The sequence below is a fragment of the Actinomycetospora sp. 2LY8.5 genome, assembly GCF_057180585.1.
In genome coordinates this window covers 36,099-54,295 of sequence record NZ_JBXUHE010000027.1, presented here as the reverse complement: position 1 = coordinate 54,295, position 18,197 = coordinate 36,099, and the positions used below count along the sequence as shown (strand labels likewise).

The window sequence follows — 18,197 nt, the reverse complement described above, 5'->3', positions numbered from 1 at the left end:
CATGGACGCGCTGCTCTACACGGCCGAGGAAGCCGCCGAGCTGCTCAAGATCAGCCGGTGCAAGGTCTACGACCTGCTCCGCAATCACGACCTCCGCTCGGTCAAGATCGGCGGGTCCCGGCGCATCCCGCGCGGCGCGCTGGAGGAGTACGTCGCCCGCCTGCTCGACATGGAGCCCGCCTGATGGCCGGCGAGAAGCGGCCCCGGCGCGCCAACGGGGAGGGGTCGATCTACCAGCGCTCCAGCGACGGCAAGTGGGTCGGGAGCGCCTACGTCTACACCTCGTCTGGGCAGATCAAGCGCCGGCCCGTCTACGGCTCCAGCTTCGACGAGGTCCGGGCTAAGCTCGACGAGCGCAAGGTCAACTCGGCCCACGGCATCCCGGTCCCGGACCGCTCGTTCAGCGTCGCGCAGTGGTTCGAGCGCTGGCTGGTCACCGTCCGCGAGGAGCGCCGGCCCACGACATACGTCGGCTACGAGAACGCCGTCCGGCTCTACATCGTCCCGGGGCTGGGTCGGAAGGCGCTCCCCCGGCTGACGGCGGCCCACGTCCGCGCGTTCATGGCCGGTGTCCGCGAGCGGTGTCTCTGCTGCATGCACGGCCTCGACGTCCGGCGGCCCGAGGAGGACCGCTGCTGCTCGGTCGGACGCTGCTGCGGGCGTCGGCCGTCCCAGCGCCAGGTCCAGTACGTCCACGCCGTGCTCCGCAACGGCCTCGCGGCCGCCGAGCGCGAGGAGCTGGTGACGCGCAACGTCGCCAAGCTCGTCCGGGTCTCGGTCCCGCGCTACAAGGTCGGGAAGGGCCTCACGGTCGCGCAGGCGCACAAGCTCCTGCAGGCGGCCAAGGGCCGGCGCCACTACGCGCTCTACGTCGTCGCCGCGACCCTCGGGCTGCGGCACGGCGAGCTGCTCGGACTCCGCTGGCAGGACCTCGACTTCGACCGCGCGACGGTCACGATCGCCCAGACCGTCCAGCGCGCGGCCGGCCGGCTCTACGTCGCCGAGGCCAAGACCGAGGCTTCCGAGGCGACCATCCCGCTCCCGAAGGTCACCCGCCGGGTCCTGGAAGAGCACCGCACCCGGCAGGAGGAGGAGCGGATCACGGCCGGCGACGCCTGGCAGGACCGCGGCCTCGTGTTCGCCTCGACCGTCGGCACGCCCACCGAGCCCCGCAACCTCGGCCGCGACTTCGAGCGCGTCCGCGAGCTGGCCGGCATGCCCGACGTCCGCCTCCACGACCTGCGGCACACCGTCGTCAGCCTGCTGCTCGACCTCGGCACGCCGCCGCACGTCGTCCAGGCCATCGCCCGCCACGCCCACATCGACGTGACCATGGCGATCTACGCCCACACCAACCTCGACGCCATGCGCCAGGCCCTCGACGCCATCGAGTGGAAGGAGCTGTGATGGCTGTTGCTACACGCGTTGCTACATCGCGATCATGGTCCGGGCAAGACACCCGGTCTGACCTGGAGCCGGCGCGGGGAATCGAACCCCGGACCTTTCGCTTACAAGGCGAGTGCTCTGCCGATTGAGCTACGCCGGCACGGAGGCCCATCCTACGAGGCTCCGATGTGCGAGGAGAGACCCCGCCCACAGGTGCAGGAAGTAGTCTCGGTCGGTCGGCACGGTGGTCGGGCGGGGGTCGCCAACGCCCCGTCGGGATGGGACGTGGCGCACGCTCCGGCCCGGCAACCCTGATCGAGTCCCGCACGTCTGGGCAGGTGGCCTTGATGAAGATTCCCGGGGTGCCCCGTCCGCGGTTCGAGCACTCCGACGAGCAGGGAGAGGAAGGTCCGCCCGTGGGGGTGGCCCAGCGAGCCCGCGGCTCGCTCCGTCGACAGTTCCCCGTAGACGACATCCGTCGCGCCGCCGTGGACGCACCGACCGTCCGCGACAACCTCCTCCCGGTGGTCACCGGGCCGGCGGTCGCCGACGACACGCTGGTGCTGCGCGTGCTCGACCTCGCGCTGCGCATCGGCGAGGTGCAGATCGCCTCCGGCGCCGGTGCGGCGGTCGCGCACGACACGATGCTCGCGATCGCCGGCGCGTACGGCCTGCCGGCCTGCGACGTCGACATCGCGTTCTCGACGATCACCATGTGCTGTCACCGCGGCAACGAGGCCGGTCCGGTGACGACGATGCGCAACGTCCGGTACCGGACCCAGGACTACACACGCCTCACCGAGGTCGACGAGATCATCTCCGCGATCGTCGACCGCGAGGAGCCGATGCGCGTCGAGGACGCGATCACGCGCCTCGGGCACGCCGTGCGCGCGCCGCACCCGTACCCGCGCTTCGTCGCCGCGATCGCCCGGTCGCTGTTCGCCGGGGCGGTCGCGTTCCTCCTCGGCGGTGGCCTGTTCGTCGCCCTGCTGGCCGCGGTGGCCACCGGCGTCGTCTGGGGCGTCGCCCGCTGGCTGGGACGCCGGCGGGTGCCGATGTTCTTCCAGCAGATGGTCGGCGCCGCCATCGTGACGCTGAGCGCGACGACGCTGGCCTGGACCGGGACGCTCGACGACTCGCCCGCGTTCGTCATCGCGGCCGGCATCGTCGTGCTGCTCTCCGGGTTGTCCCTGGTCGGCCTGGTGCAGGACGCGATCTCCGGCTTCCCGCTGACGGCGGCCGGACGCGCCGTCGAGGTCGTGCTCGCCTCGGCGGGTCTGTTGGTCGGCGTCGTCGTCAGCATCAAGCTCCTCGGCGCGGTCCTCGGCACGGACGCGGGCGCCTACGCGGCCGTCGTGCCTCCGGGGCCGGCCCCGTCGCTGCACCCGATCTCGCTGTTGGCGGCCGCGGCGGCCGGCATGCTGTTCGCCCTCTCGGCCTACGCCCCGTGGCGTTCGCTCCCCCTCGCGGCGCTCGCGGGCGCCGTGGCGTGGGGCGGATACGCGCTGCTCGGCATCCTGGGCGCCGGCGAGGTCGTGGCGGCGGCCCTCGCGGCGGCCGCACTCGGGCTCGTCGCGATGATCCTGCCCCGCATGCTGGGTACTCCCCCGTTGGTGCTGGTGATCGCCGGGATCACGCCGCTCCTGCCCGGTCTGACGATGTACCGCGGGTTCTCCCAGCTCGCGTACAACAGCGTCGCGGTGGGTGCGGTGACGATCCTACTGGCCCTGACCTTCGGACTCGCGCTCGCGGCCGGGGTCTCGGTCGGGGAGCAGATCGGCTGGCCCCTGCAGCGGCTGGTCCGCCGCCTGCGGCCCGGAGTCACCGCGGAGGACAGAGAACGTGACGCACGCCGAGGACGCCCCCGGGTCTTCTGACCTGCTGGTGGTGGCCAACCGGTTGCCCTTCGACCTCGACGCCGACGGCGCCTGGCAGCGCAGCCCCGGAGGGCTGGTCACCGCGCTGGAGCCGACCCTGCGCGCCCGCGGCGGCGCCTGGGTCGGCTGGCCGGGCCGGCCCGACGCCGAGCCCGAGCCGTTCGACGACGACGGGCTCGCGATCCGGCCGGTGCCGATCAGCGCCGACGAGGTCGCGGCCTACTACGAGGGCTTCGCCAACGCGACGCTCTGGCCGCTCTACCACGACGTCGTCGCGACGCCGCGGTTCGAACGGTCCTGGTGGGAGGCCTACCGGCGGGTGAACGAGCGCTTCGCCGACGCCGCGGCCCGGGCGGCCGCCGAGGGCGCCACGGTCTGGGTGCAGGACTACCAGCTCCAGCTGGTCCCGCAGATGCTCCGCGATCGCCGCCCGGACCTCCGGATCGGCTTCTTCCTCCACATCCCGTTCCCGCCCGCGGAGCTGTTCGCCCAGCTCCCGTGGCGGCGCCCGGTCGTGGAGGGCCTGCTCGGCGCGGACGTCGTCGGCTTCCAGACGACCGGGGGCGCCGAGAACTTCCGGAGCGTCGCCACCCGCCTCACCGCCGCGACGTCCGACGGCACCGGACTCTCCACCCCCGACCGGCGCACGGTCGCCGTCGAGGCCCACCCGATCTCGGTGGACGCCTCGCACCTCGACGGGATGGCCCGTGACCCGGACACGGCCAAGCGCGCCGAGGCCCTGCGCCACGAGCTCGGCGACCCGCGCACCGTGCTGCTCGGCGTCGACCGCCTCGACTACACCAAGGGCATCGACGTGCGCCTGCAGGCGTTCGCCGAGGTCCTGGAGAAGCGACACCTCGACCCGACCGGGACCGTGCTCATCCAGGTCGCGACGCCCAGCCGCGAGCGCGTCGAGCACTACGCCGAGATGCGCGACGACATCGAGCTCACCGTCGGGCGGATCAACGGCGAGTACGCCTCGGTCGGGCACCCGGTCGTGCACTACGTGCACCAGGCGACCCCCCGCGACGAGCTCGTCGCCTTCTACCGCGCGGCCGACGTCATGCTCGTGACGCCGTATCGCGACGGCATGAACCTCGTCGCCAAGGAGTACGTCGCCTCCCGCGCCGACGGCGACGGTGCGCTGGTGCTCTCGGAGTTCACGGGCGCCGCCGACGAGCTGGGCGACGGTGCGTTCCTCGTCAACCCGCACGACCTGGACGGCGTCGCCGACGCGATCGTCGCCGCGGCCTCGCAGGACGACGGCGAGGCGCGGCGGCGGATGGGCCGGCTGCGCGAGCAGGTGCTCGAGCACGACGTCGAACGCTGGGCGGCCGGGTTCCTCGAGGCCCTGGGCGTCGAGACCTGAGGGCTACTGGCTGGTATCGCTCTCCCTGCGAGCGACACCAGCCAGTAACCGCAGGATCCGGGGCCGCGAGCCGCCGCCGACACGGTCGCCATGTCGTATACAGTCGACTGACTACCTCGATCAGTGATGCACGCCATTCGTTGACACACGTCACAGTCCCGTGGCACGGTGCGAAAAGCCTTTCTGAAAGGCTTTACATGACCGTCCACCCGAGGGCGCCCGGAGGTCGCGGTGCAACCACAGAGCCACAAGGTCGTCGTCGACGACGTGTCGGTCACGCTCTCCGGGACGGAGATCCTGAGCCGGATCGCGCTCGACGTCGACGACCACGAGTTCGTCTGCATCATCGGCACCTCCGGCGGCGGCAAGACGACCCTGCTGCGCACGGTCGCCGGCCTCCTCGAGTGCGAGGGCGGCGTCTACCTCGACGGCCGCCGGGTCACCGGGCCGACGCCGGACATCGCCATGGTCTTCCAGCACTTCGGGCTCTTCCCGTGGAAGACGGTCCGGGCCAACGTCGAGTACGGCCTGCGGGTGCAGGGCCGCGAGGACGGCCAGGAGCGCGTCACCCGCCTGCTCGAGATCATGAACCTGGCCCACGTCGCGGACCGCTTCCCCCACCAGCTCTCCGGCGGCATGAAGCAGCGCGTCGGGATCGCGCGGGCGCTCGCCGTCGAGCCCGCCCTGCTGCTGCTCGACGAGCCGTTCAGCGCCGTCGACGCCATCACCCGCGAGCTCCTGCAGAACGAGGTGCTCGCGCTCTGGGAGCGCAGCGAGGCGATGACCGGCATCCTCATCACCCACGACATCGACGAGGCCATCCTCATGGCCGACCGCATCGTGGTGATCGCCGGCCCGCCCGGGCGCATCGACATCGAGGTCCCCGTCGACATCCCGCGACCGCGGTCTCCACGATCGGTGCGGTCCCACCCGAGCTACGCCGAGCTGCGCGACACGCTGTGGAACGCACTGCAGGGCCGTCACACGCGCGACCTGGAGTCGGCGTGACCGCCCTCGCGGGGTCGTCCACCCCCGCCACCGGCCGCGACTCGACGCGCACCCGGCGCCCCGCCCGCGCCGTCGCGGCGCCCCTGTCGCCCGGGCGCCGCTGGGCCCTGCGCCTGGGCTCGGTGCTCGTCATCCTCGTGGCCTGGGAGCTCTACGGCCGGGCGATCAATCCCGTGCTGCTGAGCTACCCGACCGCGATCGCCGGCGCCTTCGTCGACATGGTCGCCGACGGCACGCTCGCGGCGGCCCTCGGCGAGAGCCTGGTGGTCCTGGCCGTCGGCTCGCTCATCGGGATGTCGATCGGGCTGGCGGTCGGGCTCGTCGCGGGGCGCTACCGCTCCGTCGCCGCCGCGATCGAGTTCCCGCTCAACGCCCTCTACGCGACGCCCGCGGTCGCCCTCATCCCCGTCATCGTCGTGTGGTTCGGGTTCGGTCCGACGGCCAAGACGGTCGTCGTCACCTATTTCGTGCTCTTCCCGGTGCTGATCAACACGATGCGCGGGGTGCAGGAGGTCGACCGTGGCCTGGTGGAGGTCGCGCGCTCCTTCTGCTCGAGCGAGCGGCGGGTGTGGTTCGACCTGGTCCTGCCCTCCGCGTTGCCGTACGTCGTCACCGGCCTGCGTCTCGCCATCGGGCGTGCCCTGATCGGCGTCATCGTCGCGGAGTTCTTCACCGCGTTCGCCGGGCTCGGCAACCTCATCGTCAGCAACGCGAACAGCTTCCAGACCGACCGGACCTTCGTCCCGATCGTGGTCATCGCGTTGCTCGGCATCGTCCTCACCGCCGCGCTCGAGACGATCGAACGTCGCGTCGTCCGCTGGTCGGCCGACTCGTGAGCGCGACACGCCGCGAACGGCGCCCCCTGCTGCTCGTGCTGGTGACCGTGACGGCGCTGCTGCTGAGCGCCTGCGCGGCGTTCGGCGACCGGCCGAGCGGTCCGACGTCGGCTCCCGGCACCGTGCGCGTCGGCCTGCCCACCGGGGTCACGAGCTTCGCCAACGCCGACATCGCCGTCGCCGAGGCGCAGGGCTTCTTCGCCCGGGAGGGCCTGCGGGTCGAGGTGCAGAACCTGCGCTCGGGCGTCTCGGTGGTCCAGGGCGTCGTCGGGGGTGCCCTGGACATCGGGGCGGCGAGCATCGAACCGGTGGTCAACGCGGCCGCCGGCGGCGGCGACGTGGCCATCGTCGGCGCCTACACCGACCTGCTGACGGTGTCCGCGGTGACGCCGTCGAGCATCACCACGGCCGCGGACCTGCGCGGACAGCGGGTCGGGGTCCAGGAGGTCGGCGCCTTCCGGGAGATCATGAGCCGGCTGGTGCTGCAGAGCGGCGGGCTCACGCCCTCCGACGTCCAGTACGTCCCGGTCGACGCGCAGTCCTACTCGGCGGCGCTGCAGGACGGACGCATCCAGTCGGCGATCCTCCAGACCGAGCAGGCCGTCGACGCGACGCGCACCAACCCGGACCTGCGGGTCCTCGCGGACCTCAACCAGATCGTGCCGCAGTGGCACTACGGCACCTACTTCACCGCGCGCGGCTGGCTCGACGAGAACGACGACACCGCGACGCGCTTCCTCGCCGCGATCACCGAGGCGCACCGCTTCATGTACGCCAACCGCGCCGAGACGGTGCGGATCGTGGCCGCGGCCACCGAGTTCTCGCCCGAGGTCATCGACGCCGCCTACGAGACGCTGCTGGTCGCGCAGGCCGTGTTCCCGGTGAACACCGGGCTCGACCGCGGGCGCATCGCCGCCACGATCGCCGAGATGCAGCGGCTGGGTGCCCTCCAGAACGCCGCCCCCGAAGTCGACGAGCTGGTGGACGACGGCCCTGTCCGGGCCGCGGTCGACCGGCTCGGCGAGCGCACCGGCGACAGCCGGTGGCGCTGAGCAGACCCGCCGTCCCACCGACGACAAGGAGAGGCCGCCGCCATGCCTGAAAAGGATTACACGCACGCCGACGCCGACGCCGAGCGCAAGCACAACATCCTCGCGATGTCGTACGCCCAGGTGCAGGAGCGCCTGCAGGAGGGCAACCAGGACGTCGTCCTCGTTCCGATGGGCTCGACGGAGAAGCACGGCGCGCACATCCCGCTGGGCACCGACAGCTACGTCACCATGGAGGTCGTCGAGCGCACCGCGCGCGCGGCGGACGTCTGCTACTCGCCGCTCGTACCGTTCGGCTACTCCCCCCACCACATGGGCCGGCACCTCGAGGGCGCCGGGACGGTCACGCTGCGGGCCGAGACGTATCGCCGGGTGATGACCGACGTCGCCCGCAGCCTCATCTACCACGGCTTCCGCAAGATCCTGTTCGTCAGCCACCACGGCTCGAACACCAAGCCGATCGACGAGGTCATGCGCCAGCTGCGCTACGACACCGGCGCGTACATCTCGTACTACAAGACCCCCACCGAGCGGGACGCGTCGGTCGTCCTCGACCTGTTCGACAACCCCCCCGAGGAGACGCCCGGCTGGCACTCCAGCGAGCTGGAGACATCGGTGCTCATGGCCACCGCGGAGACCGCCGAGGGGCTGGTCGACATGTCGCGGGCGGTCCAGGACCGGGCGCACGCGCCCGCGTACATGACCGACGCCTTCTCCAAGACCGACGGCACCGCGACGGTGAAGTTCCAGGGCTCGGAGAACATCTGGGTGCCGATGGAGCACCACGAGTACAGCGACACGGCCACCATCGGCAACCCGTTCCGCGCCACCCGGGAGAAGGGCCTGGCGATGCTCGACCGCATGGCCGCCCACCTGACCGACTACGTCCACGAGGTGCGCGAGTTCAAGGTCGAGATCACCTCCAGCGACTACCCGGAGCGGGCGTGACGGCGGCCGGCGACGCCGATCCGGGCCTGCTGGCGGTCCTGCGCGAGGAGCTCGTGGCGGTGTCGCGGCGCGGGTGGGAGCGGGGCCTGGTGGCCGGGGTCAGCGGCAACAACAGCCTGCGCGTCCCCGGCACCGACCTCGTGCTCATCAAGGCCAGCGGCGGCTGCATGGGCGACATGGAGTCCGGTGACACCGTGCTCCTGCGCCTCGACGGCACGGTGCTGGACACCGGCCGTCGGCCGTCGAAGGAGTGGCGCTGGCACGTCGAGGTCTACCGCCGGCGTCCGGAGGTCGGCGGGATCGCCCACCTGCACCCGCCGCTGGCCGTCGCCTTCACCGTGGCCGACCGGCCGATGCCGCTGGTGACCTCGGCCGCCCGGGCGCACCTGCGGCGGGTGGCGACGGTGCCGCTGCTGCCCGCCGGCTCGGTGGAGCTCGCCGAGGCGATGGTCGAGCAGGTCGCCGACCCGGAGGTGCGCGCCGTCCTCATGGCCGAGCACGGGGCCGCGACGCTCGGGCCCGACCTGCGCACCGCGCATTACCGCACGGAGTACCTGGAGGACAACGCGCGCGTCGCCCTGAGCGCCATGACGCTGCTCGGCACGGGGGTCGACGCCCTCCCGCTCGCGGTCGACACCGCGCCCCTGGCGGAGGTCACCGGGTGACGGGCGCCGACGCCGGGTTCCTCGTGGTCCTCGCCACGGTGGACACCAAGGAGGAGGAGGCCCGCTACCTCGCGCGGCGTCTCGGCGCCGCCGACGCCGCGGTGCGGGTGGTCGACATCGGCCTGCACCCCGCACCGCGCGCGTGGGTCGACGTCGACGCCGAGACGGTCGCGGCCACCGCCGGGCGCACGACCACGGAGCTGCGGGAGCGGGTGCGCCGGGACCAGGCCATGGAGACGATGGCGCTCGGCGCGGCCACCGTCCTCGCCCGCTGGCACGCGAACGGCCGGCTGCGCGGCGTGATCGCCGTCGGCGGCAACCAGGGCACCTCGATCGCGGCGACCGCGATGCGCGGGCTGCCGTACGGGCTGCCGAAGATCCTGGTGTCGACGGTGGCCTCCGGGAACGTCCGCGGCTACGTGGGCGACGCCGACATCACGATGATGTTCTCGGTGGGCGACCTGCTCGGCGGCCCGAACATCGTCACCGAGCCGGTGCTGCGCGCGGCGGCCGGCGCGCTGGTCGGGATGGCCGCCGTGGCCACCGGCCCGCCACCGCACGGCGTCACCGCCGACACGGCGTCGCGCGCGGGGCGTCCCGTGGCCGTGACCGCGTTCGGCAACACGCACCAGGCGGTGACCACGGCGATCGCGTGCCTGGAGGCGCACGGCCGGGAGGCGGTGGTGTTCCACGCGTCGGGCGCCTGCGGGTCGGCGATGGAACGGCTGATCGACTCCGGCGAGTTCTCCGCGGTGCTCGACCTGACCACCCACGAGCTGCTGGGCGAGGTCTATCCCGAGGACGTCTACGCCCCGGTGCGCCCCGGGCGGCTCACCGCGGCGGGCCGCGCGGGCATCCCGCAGGTGATCGCCCCCGGCGGGCTGCACTACTTCTGCTTCGGCTCGCCGGCCACCATCCCGACGCGGATGCGCGGGCGGGCCGTCCACCACCACAACCCGCAGAACACCAACGTCCGCGTCGACGCCGCCGAGCTCGAGCAGGTCGCCGCGGTGATGGCCGAGCGGCTCGACGCGGCCGTCGGTCCCGCCGCGGTCCTCGTCCCCGCCCGGGGCTGGTCCCAGGTGGGCAGCCCCGGCGGCGTCCTGCACGACCCGGACGGCGACGCGCGGTTCGTCGAGGTCCTCCGGGCCCGCCTGTCCTCGACCGTCCCCGTCGAGGTGCTCGACACGACGATCAACGACCCGGTGTTCGCCCAGGCCGCCGTGGACCGACTCCTCGACCTGTGCAGCAGCCACCGACCCAGGGAAGGCGTGTGACCCGTGACCGACACCCAGATCCTCTCCCGGCCCGCGACCACGACGGTGCCCGACGAGATGCGCGCCGCCGTGCTGATGGGCCCGCAGGACCTTCGCGTGCTCGACGTGCCGGTACCCGTCCCCGGTCCCGGCCAGGTGCTGGTCCGCGTCGCGATGTGCGGGACGTGCGCGACCGACCTCAAGATCTACGACGGGAAGTTCCCCCAGACCCCACCGTTCGGGGAGTTCACGCCCGGCCATGAATGGACCGGCACGGTGGCCGCCCTCGGCGAGGGCGTGGACGAGTTCGTCGTCGGCGACCGCGTGTGCATCGAGGTGCACGCGGGCTGCGGCCGCTGCGACAACTGCGTGGTCGGGCTGTACACGGCCTGCCTGAACTACGCGCGGCCCGGCAAGGGCCAGCGCGCCAGCGGCATCACCGCCAACGGCGGGTTCGCCGAGTACGTGGTCCACGAGACGAAGGCCCTCTACCGGCTGCCCGACGCGGTCGGCTTCGAGGACTCGGTCATGGTCACCACGGCGGGCACGGGCCTGTACGGCATCGCCGTGGCGGGGGGCTACATGCTCGGACAGGACGTCGTGGTCTGGGGGCCGGGACCGGTCGGGCTGATGACCGTGGCGCTGTGCCGCCAGCTCGGGGCGCGCTCGGTGATCCTCGTGGGCACGCGGGAGTCACGCCTGGCGGTCGGGCGCGAGCTCGGGGCCGACCACGTCGTCGACGCCCGGAACCAGGACCCGGTGGAGCGAATCCTCGAGCTCACCGGGGGCGCCGGGGCCGACTGGGTGATCGAGTCCTCGGGCGGGGCGTCGGTGCCCGACCTGGCCCTGCGCGCCACGAAGCGCGGCGGCCGCATCGTGTTCGTGGCCTTCTACCCCGGCCCGGTCACCTTCGACCTGTCCGCGGCGGTGCGCAGCGACATCACGCTGTACACGTCGCGGGGCGAGGGGGGCAACAACGTCAAGCGTGCGGTCGAGCTCGCCGGACGGGGCCAGCTCAACGCCGGCCACCTGGTGACCCACCGGTTCGCGCTCGACGAGATCACGGAAGCGTTCCGTGTGGTGCGGGAGCGCGACGGCGACCCGATCAAGGTGGTCGTCGAGACCTGAGGGCCGATCGCGTCACCCCCTCGCGGGCCTGCGGCGGGAGCCGGTGCAATGCTTTACTCCCTGCATGCCGTGACCGAGGGGGTGACCGACGGTGTCCAGGACCAGGGCCGCGGTCAGCATCAAGGACGTGGCCGCGGCGGCAGGCGTCTCCACGGCCACGGTGTCGCGGGTGCTCAGCCCGGCCAGCCCGGACACGCCGATCCGCCCGTCCACCCGCGAGCGGGTGGAGCACGCCATCGAGGAGCTGGGCTACCGGCCCAACGACCTCGCCCGTGCGCTGCTCCAGCAGCGCAGCTCGGCGATCGGGCTGGTGCTGCCCGACATCGCCAATCCGTACTACCCGCCGCTCGTGCGCGCGGTCGAGGACGTGGCGTCGCGCCACGGGTACCGCGTCGTGCTCTGCAACACCGACCGGCAGCTGGAGAAGGCCGCCGCATACCTGGAGGTCCTGGTCAAGACCCGCGTCGACGGCATCGTCATCGCCGGCGGCGGGACCGCGCTGCCGCCGGAGAACCTCGCCCTGCGCACCTACCAGACCAAGATCGTGACGGTGGGCCGGCACGAGACCGACCATCCGTCGGTCCGCATCGACAACCGGGCGGCCCAGCGCTCGGCCACCGAGCACCTCACCGGGCTCGGACACCGCCGCATCGGCTACATCGGCGGGCCGACCGAGTCCCGCACCGCGCAGGACCGGCTCGACGGGCACGCCGACGCCCTGCGGGACGCGGGGCTCCCCGCCGTCGGCGCGCTGATCACGCACGGGGGCTTCGACGAGACGGGGGGCTACCAGGCCGCCCGGGGCCTGCTCCGCCTCGACGAGCGCCCCACCGGGCTGGTGTGCGCGAACGACCGAGCCGCCTTCGGCGCCTACGCGGCCCTGGTCGACGCGGGCCTGTCGGTGCCCCGGGACATGTCGGTGATCGGCTTCGACGACGTCCCCATGGCGACCTACGTCCGGCCCACGCTCACGACGGTCTCGGTGCCCACCTACGACCTCGGCGCGCAGGCCGCCGACATCCTGCTCGCCACCATCGACGGCCACGAACCCGCGGCCCCGGTGGTGCTGGGAACCACCCTGCGCATCCGGGCGAGTACGGCGGCCCCGGGCGGCTGACTCAGCGTTCGCGGGCCGGCCCCGACGTCGCGCGGGCGAGCAGGTCCGTGGGCAGCAGGAGCGTCCGCGAGCGCTGGCGGTCGCCCCGGTCGAGCAGCAGCTCGCCGGCCGCGCGCCCCTTGTCCAGGGTCGGCTGGCGGACCGTCGTGAGCTCCGCGCGCTCGGCGGCCGGGACGCCGTCGAACCCGGTGACCGAGAGCTCGTCGGGCACGACCCGACCGGCCTCGCGGGCGTGGCGCAGCGCGCCCAGCGCAAGGATGTCCGAGGTGCACACGATCGCGCTGACGTCGTGCTGCGCGAGCAGCTGCTCCGCGGCCGCGGCCCCCGCGGACTCGCTGTGGTCGTAGCGCTCGACCACCGGCACCGTCGACCAGTCGACCCCGGCCTCCGCGAACCCCTCGCGCAGCCCGGCGAGACGCCGGCGCTGGACCTCGTAGCGGGCGCGCTGCTGGCGTCCGACGGTCGCGAAGCCGTCGTTGCGCTCGGTCGACAGGCGCATGCAGAGCACGCCGACCTTGCGGTGGCCGAGGCCCACGAGGTGGCGGGCCATGTCGACCATCGCGGCATGGTCGTCGATGCCGACGCGGTCGACGTCGGGCACCGCGGTCGGCTGGTCGCAGACGACGACGGGGACGGGCCGCTCGAGCACCGCGTGGAAGTTGTCGTCGTCGTCGGGCATCGAGTAGACGACGAAGCCGTCGACGCCCGCCCGCGCGACGGCGCCGGGGTCGTCGGCCTCCGGGCTCACCGGGACGAGCAGCAGGCCCGAGCCGTTGTCCTCGCAGGCCAGCGCGAGCCCCTCGAGGAACTGCACCGCCACCGGGTCCCGGAACGCGTACGACAGGGCCTCGGTGAGCAGCAGGCCGACGGCTCCCGCCTTGCGGGTGCGCAGCGAGCGCGCGACCGGGTCCGGGCCGGGATAGCCGAGGCGCCGTGCGGTGTCCAGCACGCGGCGACGCAACGCCGGCGAGAGCTGGTCCGGGCGGTTGTAGGCGTTCGACACCGTGGTGCGCGACACGCCCAGCTCCGCCGCCAGCGAGGCCAGCGTGGCGGTACGCCGCGACCGGCGCCCCTCGAGTGCCTCACCCACTGCCCGAACGTATCGACTGTTTCGATCTAGGGCCACTCCGGGCGACCGATGGACGTCCCCGTGCGGTGGGTGTGACCTGGTCGGACGAACCGCGGCTCCCACACGCAATCGATAACCGTTATCGTTTGCACGCCGGACACGATCGTGTGCGGCTGGACCTCACCCGAGGAGGCGCTCCGTGCCCATCCGTTCCGCGCCACTGGTGGCCACTCTGCTCGGGGCGCTGCTGGTCCTGGTCGCCTGCGGCGGGTCCGGCGGCACACCGGCCCCGGCGCCTGCCCCGGCGCCGGCCCCGGCGCCCGCCCCGGAGTCGCCGGCGCCCGCGCCGGGGCGCACGCTGACGGTCGTGGCCACCACGAACGTCTGGGGATCGGTCGCGAGCGCCGTCGCCGGCCCCGGCGTCGAGGTCCGGTCGATCATCCAGGACCCCACCGCCGACCCGCATTCCTACGAGAGCACCCCGGCCGACGCCGCGGCGCTGACCAGCGCCGACCTCGTCGTGTTCAACGGCGGCCACTACGACGACTGGGTCGAGCAGGTCATCGACGGCGACCCGGCCGTGCGCGAGCGCTCGATCGAGGCCTTCGCCCTGCGCGGCGACCAGGCCCAGGAGAACGAGCACGTCTGGTTCGACCCGGCCGCGGTCGAGGGCGTCGTCGACCAGGTCGCCGAGCGTCTCGCCGCCGTCGAGCCCGCCCAGGCCGGGGCGCTGCGCGAGCGGGCCACCGCGTTCAACGCGCGCGTCGACGACCAGGCGGCCCGCCTCGCGCAGATCGGGCAGGCCCGCCCGGGCGCACGGGTCCTCGCGACCGAGCCGATCGCGCAGTACCTGCTGACCACCGCGGGCGTCGCCGACGCCACCCCTCCCGCGTTCAGCGAGGCGATCGAGAACGAGACCGACCCGGCCGCCGCCACCCTCGCCGAGGCGAACCAGCTGGTCGCGAGCCGCGGTGTCAACGCCCTGGTGTTCAACCCGCAGACCGAGACCCCGATCACCACTCAGCTGCGTGACGCCGCCACGGGGGCCGGCGTGCCGGTGGTGAACGTGACCGAGACACTGCCCGCCGGGCAGGACTACCTGACCTGGCTCGACGCGACCCGTGCCGAGCTCGCCCGTGCCCTGGGGGCCCCTGCGTGAGGTACCGATCGTGAGCAGTCCGTCCATCCGCCTGTCCGGAGCCGAGGTCCGCCGCGGCGGCCGCACGCTCTGGACGGGTCTCGACCTCGACGTCGCGCCCGGCGAGTTCGTCACCGTGCTCGGGCCCAACGGTTCGGGCAAGACGACGCTGCTCACGGTCCTGCTCGGGCTGCTCCCGCTGGCCGCGGGGATCTGCGAGGTCGCCGGGAGCCCGCCGCGGCGGGGCAGCGCCGACGTCGGGTACGTCCCGCAACACGGCAGCGTGGAGGAGCTGACGCCGCTGCGGGGCCGCGACCTCGTCGGACTGGGTCTCGACGGGCACCGCTTCGGCCTGCCGTTCGGCGGCCGCGCCGAGCGCACGCGCCGCGTCCACGAGGCGCTGCTGCAGGTCGACGCGCTGGAGCTCGCCGACGCCCCGGTCGGCGCGCTCTCCGGCGGCGAGCAGCAGCGCCTCCGGATCGCCCAGTCCCTCGTCGGCGACCCGTCCCTGCTGCTCGCCGACGAGCCGCTGCACTCGCTCGACCTCGCCCGCCAGCGCACCGTCGTCGAGCTCCTCGAGCGCCGGCGCCGCGACCACGGCACGGCGATCGTGTTCGTGACCCACGAGCTCAACCCGGTCCTGCCCTACACCGACCGGGTGCTCTACCTCGTCGACGGGCGGTTCCGGATCGGGACCCCGGACGAGGTGATGACCTCGGAGACGCTTTCGGAGCTCTACCGCACCGACGTCGACGTCGTCCGGGTCCGTGACCGGATCGTCGTCGTCGGCGCCGAGGACCGCCTCGTGCACACCGGGGGCGGGCCGCGGTGAGCACTCTCGACCTGCTCTCGCTCGACTTCGTCCGCAACGCCCTGATCGCGGGTGTCGTGCTGGCCGTGCTCGCGGGCCTGCTCGGCCCGATCGTGGTCGGGCGCGGGATGGCGTTCTCGGTGCACGGCACCGCCGAGCTCGCGTTCGCGGGCGGCGCCGGGGCGCTGCTGGTGTTCGGCACCGACGCCGTCGGTTGGGGCGCGCTCGTCGGCGCCGTGCTCGTCGCGCTGCTGTTCGGGGCGCTCGGGCGGGCCCAGCGCGAGCGCGATGCGGTGATCGGCGTGCTCCTCTCGTTCGGACTCGGTCTCGGGGTGCTGTTCCAGTCGCTCTACACTGGGCGCTCGGCCAACAAGTTCGGCCTGCTCGTGGGCCAGATCGTCGGCGTCGACGTCGGTGACGTGCTCACGCTGGCGGTCGTCGGCGTCGTCGTGCTGGTCGTGTTCGCGGTCGTGCGCCGGCCGCTGCTGTTCGCGAGCCTCGACCCCGACATGGCGGCCGCGCGGGGCGTGCCGGTGCGCGTGCTGTCGATCCTCTTCGCGGTGCTGCTCGGCGTCACCGTCGCTCTCGGCGTCCAGATCGTCGGCGCGCTGCTGGTGCTCTGTCTGCTCATCACGCCGGCCGCGGCCGCGGCGCAGGTGACGGCCTCGCCGACGCTCGCGTCGGTGCTCGCGGTGGCCTTCGCCGAGGTCGCGGTGATCGGCGGGATCGTGGCGTCGCTCGACGCCGGGCTGCCGATCAGCCCGTTCGTCGCGTCGATCGCGTTCGTGATCTACCTGGTCTGCCGGGGGCTCGGCTCGCTGCGGACCCGGCGGCGCGTCGCCCGGACCGCGGTCGCCGCCGCCCGCTGAGCTGCCGCCGGCGGGTCGGCGGGCGACGATACAGTTCGCCCCATGTCCGGAGCCCTTCGCGGCGCGGGCCCCGAGGACCACGGCCTCCGGCTGGTCACGCGGGTCGCGCTCGGCCTGGTCGTCGTCACCCCGAACGTCGTCGGGGCCGGCGTCGTGCTGGTCGTGGCCGCCTGGGTGCTGCCGCTCGGCGAGCTCGTCGCGTTCGACCCCGCCGCGCTGTGGCGCAACCTCGTCGCGTTCGGCGCCTACCTGGTCGCGGCGATCGTCGTCGGGGCGATCTGGGGCCACTTCCGCGTGCGGGTGCCGCCGGCGCCCGGGTCCGGTGCCGACGACGCCACCGTGCGCCGGCACCGCAAGCGCGTGCGGCGCGTGGTGCTGCGCGGGCCGCTGCGGCTGGCGACGGTGCAGGGCGTCCTCTGGGCCGCGGCGCTCGTCCTGTTCGTGCTGATCAACGTGTTCACCAGCCCGCGGCTGGGGCTCTCGGTCGGTGTGACGGTCGCGCTCGGCGGGGTCGCGACGGTCGCCGTGACCTATCGCCTCGTCGAGCGGGTCCTGCGCCGCGAGGTCGCGCGCGTGCTCGACGACCGCCCGCCGCAGGGCCGCCCGTTGCCCGGGGTGGTGCTGCGGTCGGTCGGCTCGTGGTGGCTGGGGACGGCGGTGCCGCTGGTCGGCGTCCTGCTCGCCGCGGCGTCGGCGCTGGCGTTCGGCGGCTACAGCACCGACCGGCTGGCGATCGTCGTGCTCGTGCTCGGCGGGGTCGCGCTGGTCGTGGGGTTCCTGGTCACGGTGCTGACGGCGATGTCCACGGCCGCGCCCGTGCTGGCCGTGCGTAAGGCGCAGCGCCGGGTCGAGGAGGGCGACTACGACGCCGAGGTGCCCGTCTTCGACACCACCGAGCTGGGTGTGCTGCAGGCCGGCTTCAACACGATGGTCGCGGGCCTGCGCGAGCGCGAGCGGGTCCGCGACCTGTTCGGCCGGCACGTGGGCGAGGACGTCGCCCGGACCGCGCTCGAGAACGACGTCGAGCTCGGCGGCGAGGTCCGCGAGGTCGCCGTGCTGTTCGTCGACCTCGTCGGCTCCACGCGGCTCGCGGCGACCCGCCCGCCGCACGAGGTCGTCGAGGCCCTCAACGCGTTCTTCGCCGTCGTGATCGACGTCGTCGAACAGAACGAGGGCTGGATCAACAAGTTCGAGGGTGACGCGGCGCTCGCGGTCTTCGGCGCGCCGATCGAGCGCGCGGACGCCGCCGCGTGCGCCCTGCGCGCCGGGCGCGAGCTGGCCCGGCGCATCGCGACCGAGCTCGACGGCATCTCGGCGGGCATCGGCGTCTCCGCGGGCGAGGCGGTCGCGGGCAACATCGGCGACACCCGCCGCTACGAGTACACGGTGATCGGCGACCCCGTGAACGAGGCTGCGCGGCTCACCGAGGCGGCCAAGGAGATCGACGGCTGCGTCGTCGCCTCCGGCGCGGCGCTGGAACGCGCGGGCAGCGAGGCCCAGCGCTGGGTCGTGATCGACTCGCGCGCGCTGCGGGGCCGGGACGCCGAGACCGAACTGGCCGTGCCGCGCGAACACGCGGGGGCGTGCGCGGACGAGGCGTCGGGGTCCACGGCCCCCGAGGAGCAGGAGCGAGCGGGGAGTTTGCGCGCATAGAAGCAGCGAACGCCACGT

The 18,197-nt window shown here is 73.4% G+C and carries 17 protein-coding genes and 1 tRNA gene; 16 read left to right on the top strand and 2 right to left on the bottom strand.

Annotated features, from left to right (window positions below; all coding sequences use genetic code 11):
- The first annotated feature begins 1 nt into the window (after position 1).
- Both AC2A1K_RS24185 and AC2A1K_RS24180 read left to right on the top strand, forming a co-directional pair.
- Entirely contained in the window at positions 2 to 184 is a 183-nt protein-coding gene (locus AC2A1K_RS24185) for a helix-turn-helix domain-containing protein (protein ID WP_274280760.1), read from the top strand.
- The gene (locus AC2A1K_RS24180; RefSeq protein ID WP_483898889.1) at positions 184 to 1,407 is read left to right on the top strand and encodes a tyrosine-type recombinase/integrase; all 1,224 of its coding nucleotides are present in this window, start codon (positions 184 to 186) and stop codon (positions 1,405 to 1,407) included. The genes AC2A1K_RS24185 and AC2A1K_RS24180 overlap by 1 nt, the downstream gene beginning before the upstream one ends.
- Positions 1,408 to 1,470: 63 nt before the next feature.
- Here the strand turns inward: AC2A1K_RS24180 and AC2A1K_RS24175 are convergent.
- Positions 1,471 to 1,546: transfer RNA gene (locus tag AC2A1K_RS24175), tRNA-Thr, on the bottom strand.
- A gap of 187 nt (positions 1,547 to 1,733) precedes the next feature.
- Between AC2A1K_RS24175 and AC2A1K_RS24170 the strand changes: the two genes are divergently transcribed.
- From AC2A1K_RS24170 to AC2A1K_RS24125, 10 genes are all read left to right on the top strand, one after another.
- Positions 1,734 to 3,263, top strand: a complete 1,530-nt coding sequence (locus AC2A1K_RS24170) for a threonine/serine exporter family protein (RefSeq protein ID WP_483898888.1) — start codon at positions 1,734 to 1,736, stop codon at positions 3,261 to 3,263.
- Entirely contained in the window at positions 3,229 to 4,632 is a 1,404-nt protein-coding gene (locus AC2A1K_RS24165; protein WP_483898887.1) for an alpha,alpha-trehalose-phosphate synthase (UDP-forming), read from the top strand. Before AC2A1K_RS24170 ends, AC2A1K_RS24165 begins: the two co-directional genes overlap by 35 nt.
- Before the next feature lie 231 nt (positions 4,633 to 4,863).
- Positions 4,864 to 5,640 (top strand): ABC transporter ATP-binding protein, encoded by a 777-nt coding sequence (locus AC2A1K_RS24160; RefSeq protein ID WP_483898886.1) that lies wholly within the window; start codon positions 4,864 to 4,866, stop codon positions 5,638 to 5,640.
- Entirely contained in the window at positions 5,637 to 6,476 is an 840-nt protein-coding gene (locus tag AC2A1K_RS24155) for an ABC transporter permease (protein ID WP_483898885.1), read from the top strand. Before AC2A1K_RS24160 ends, AC2A1K_RS24155 begins: the two co-directional genes overlap by 4 nt.
- A complete protein-coding gene (locus tag AC2A1K_RS24150) occupies positions 6,473 to 7,528 on the top strand; it encodes an ABC transporter substrate-binding protein (RefSeq protein ID WP_483898884.1) in 1,056 nt (351 codons plus the stop codon). The genes AC2A1K_RS24155 and AC2A1K_RS24150 overlap by 4 nt, the downstream gene beginning before the upstream one ends.
- 42 nt (positions 7,529 to 7,570) lie before the next feature.
- Positions 7,571 to 8,473, top strand: a complete 903-nt coding sequence (locus tag AC2A1K_RS24145) for a creatininase family protein (protein WP_483898883.1) — start codon at positions 7,571 to 7,573, stop codon at positions 8,471 to 8,473.
- Positions 8,470 to 9,138, top strand: coding sequence for a class II aldolase/adducin family protein (locus AC2A1K_RS24140; protein WP_483898882.1), 669 nt, complete (start codon positions 8,470 to 8,472; stop codon positions 9,136 to 9,138). Before AC2A1K_RS24145 ends, AC2A1K_RS24140 begins: the two co-directional genes overlap by 4 nt.
- On the top strand, positions 9,135 to 10,415 hold the full coding sequence (locus AC2A1K_RS24135) for a Tm-1-like ATP-binding domain-containing protein (protein ID WP_483898881.1): 1,281 nt from the start codon (positions 9,135 to 9,137) through the stop codon (positions 10,413 to 10,415). The genes AC2A1K_RS24140 and AC2A1K_RS24135 overlap by 4 nt, the downstream gene beginning before the upstream one ends.
- Positions 10,416 to 10,418: 3 nt before the next feature.
- Positions 10,419 to 11,522: a zinc-dependent alcohol dehydrogenase gene (locus AC2A1K_RS24130; RefSeq protein ID WP_483898880.1), complete on the top strand. Its 1,104-nt coding sequence runs from the start codon at positions 10,419 to 10,421 to the stop codon at positions 11,520 to 11,522.
- Between the two features lie 91 nt (positions 11,523 to 11,613).
- Positions 11,614 to 12,639 carry a LacI family DNA-binding transcriptional regulator gene (locus AC2A1K_RS24125; RefSeq protein WP_483898879.1) on the top strand — a complete coding sequence of 342 codons (1,026 nt, stop codon included), beginning with the start codon at positions 11,614 to 11,616 and terminating at the stop codon, positions 12,637 to 12,639.
- 1 nt (position 12,640) lies between these two features.
- Here the strand turns inward: AC2A1K_RS24125 and AC2A1K_RS24120 are convergent, their stop codons facing one another.
- Complete coding sequence (locus AC2A1K_RS24120; protein WP_483898878.1) at positions 12,641 to 13,729, bottom strand: LacI family DNA-binding transcriptional regulator; 1,089 nt, start codon at positions 13,727 to 13,729, stop codon at positions 12,641 to 12,643.
- A gap of 178 nt (positions 13,730 to 13,907) precedes the next feature.
- On the opposite strand from AC2A1K_RS24120, the gene AC2A1K_RS24115 reads away from it, so the two are divergent.
- The 4 genes from AC2A1K_RS24115 to AC2A1K_RS24100 are packed head-to-tail and all read left to right on the top strand — an operon-like array spanning position 13,908 to position 18,179.
- Positions 13,908 to 14,867 carry a metal ABC transporter solute-binding protein, Zn/Mn family gene (locus AC2A1K_RS24115; protein WP_483898877.1) on the top strand — a complete coding sequence of 320 codons (960 nt, stop codon included), beginning with the start codon at positions 13,908 to 13,910 and terminating at the stop codon, positions 14,865 to 14,867.
- Between the two features lie 10 nt (positions 14,868 to 14,877).
- Positions 14,878 to 15,678, top strand: coding sequence for a metal ABC transporter ATP-binding protein (locus AC2A1K_RS24110; protein WP_483898876.1), 801 nt, complete (start codon positions 14,878 to 14,880; stop codon positions 15,676 to 15,678).
- The gene (locus AC2A1K_RS24105) at positions 15,675 to 16,526 is read left to right on the top strand and encodes a metal ABC transporter permease (protein ID WP_483898875.1); all 852 of its coding nucleotides are present in this window, start codon (positions 15,675 to 15,677) and stop codon (positions 16,524 to 16,526) included. The genes AC2A1K_RS24110 and AC2A1K_RS24105 overlap by 4 nt, the downstream gene beginning before the upstream one ends.
- 42 nt (positions 16,527 to 16,568) lie before the next feature.
- Complete coding sequence (locus tag AC2A1K_RS24100) at positions 16,569 to 18,179, top strand: adenylate/guanylate cyclase domain-containing protein (RefSeq protein ID WP_483898874.1); 1,611 nt, start codon at positions 16,569 to 16,571, stop codon at positions 18,177 to 18,179.
- Positions 18,180 to 18,197: the final 18 nt, after the last annotated feature.

What these genes read in the sequence shown, in the direction of transcription:
- AC2A1K_RS24100 (WP_483898874.1), top strand. Translation starts at nt 16,569, where the DNA reads ATGTCCGGAGCCCTTCGCGGCGCGGGCCCCGAGGACCACGGCCTCCGG.
- AC2A1K_RS24145 (WP_483898883.1), top strand. Translation starts at nt 7,571, where the DNA reads ATGCCTGAAAAGGATTACACGCACGCCGACGCCGACGCCGAGCGCAAG.
- AC2A1K_RS24170 (WP_483898888.1), top strand. Translation starts at nt 1,734, where the DNA reads ATGAAGATTCCCGGGGTGCCCCGTCCGCGGTTCGAGCACTCCGACGAG.
- AC2A1K_RS24180 (WP_483898889.1), top strand. Translation starts at nt 184, where the DNA reads ATGGCCGGCGAGAAGCGGCCCCGGCGCGCCAACGGGGAGGGGTCGATC.
- AC2A1K_RS24185 (WP_274280760.1), top strand. Translation starts at nt 2, where the DNA reads ATGGACGCGCTGCTCTACACGGCCGAGGAAGCCGCCGAGCTGCTCAAG.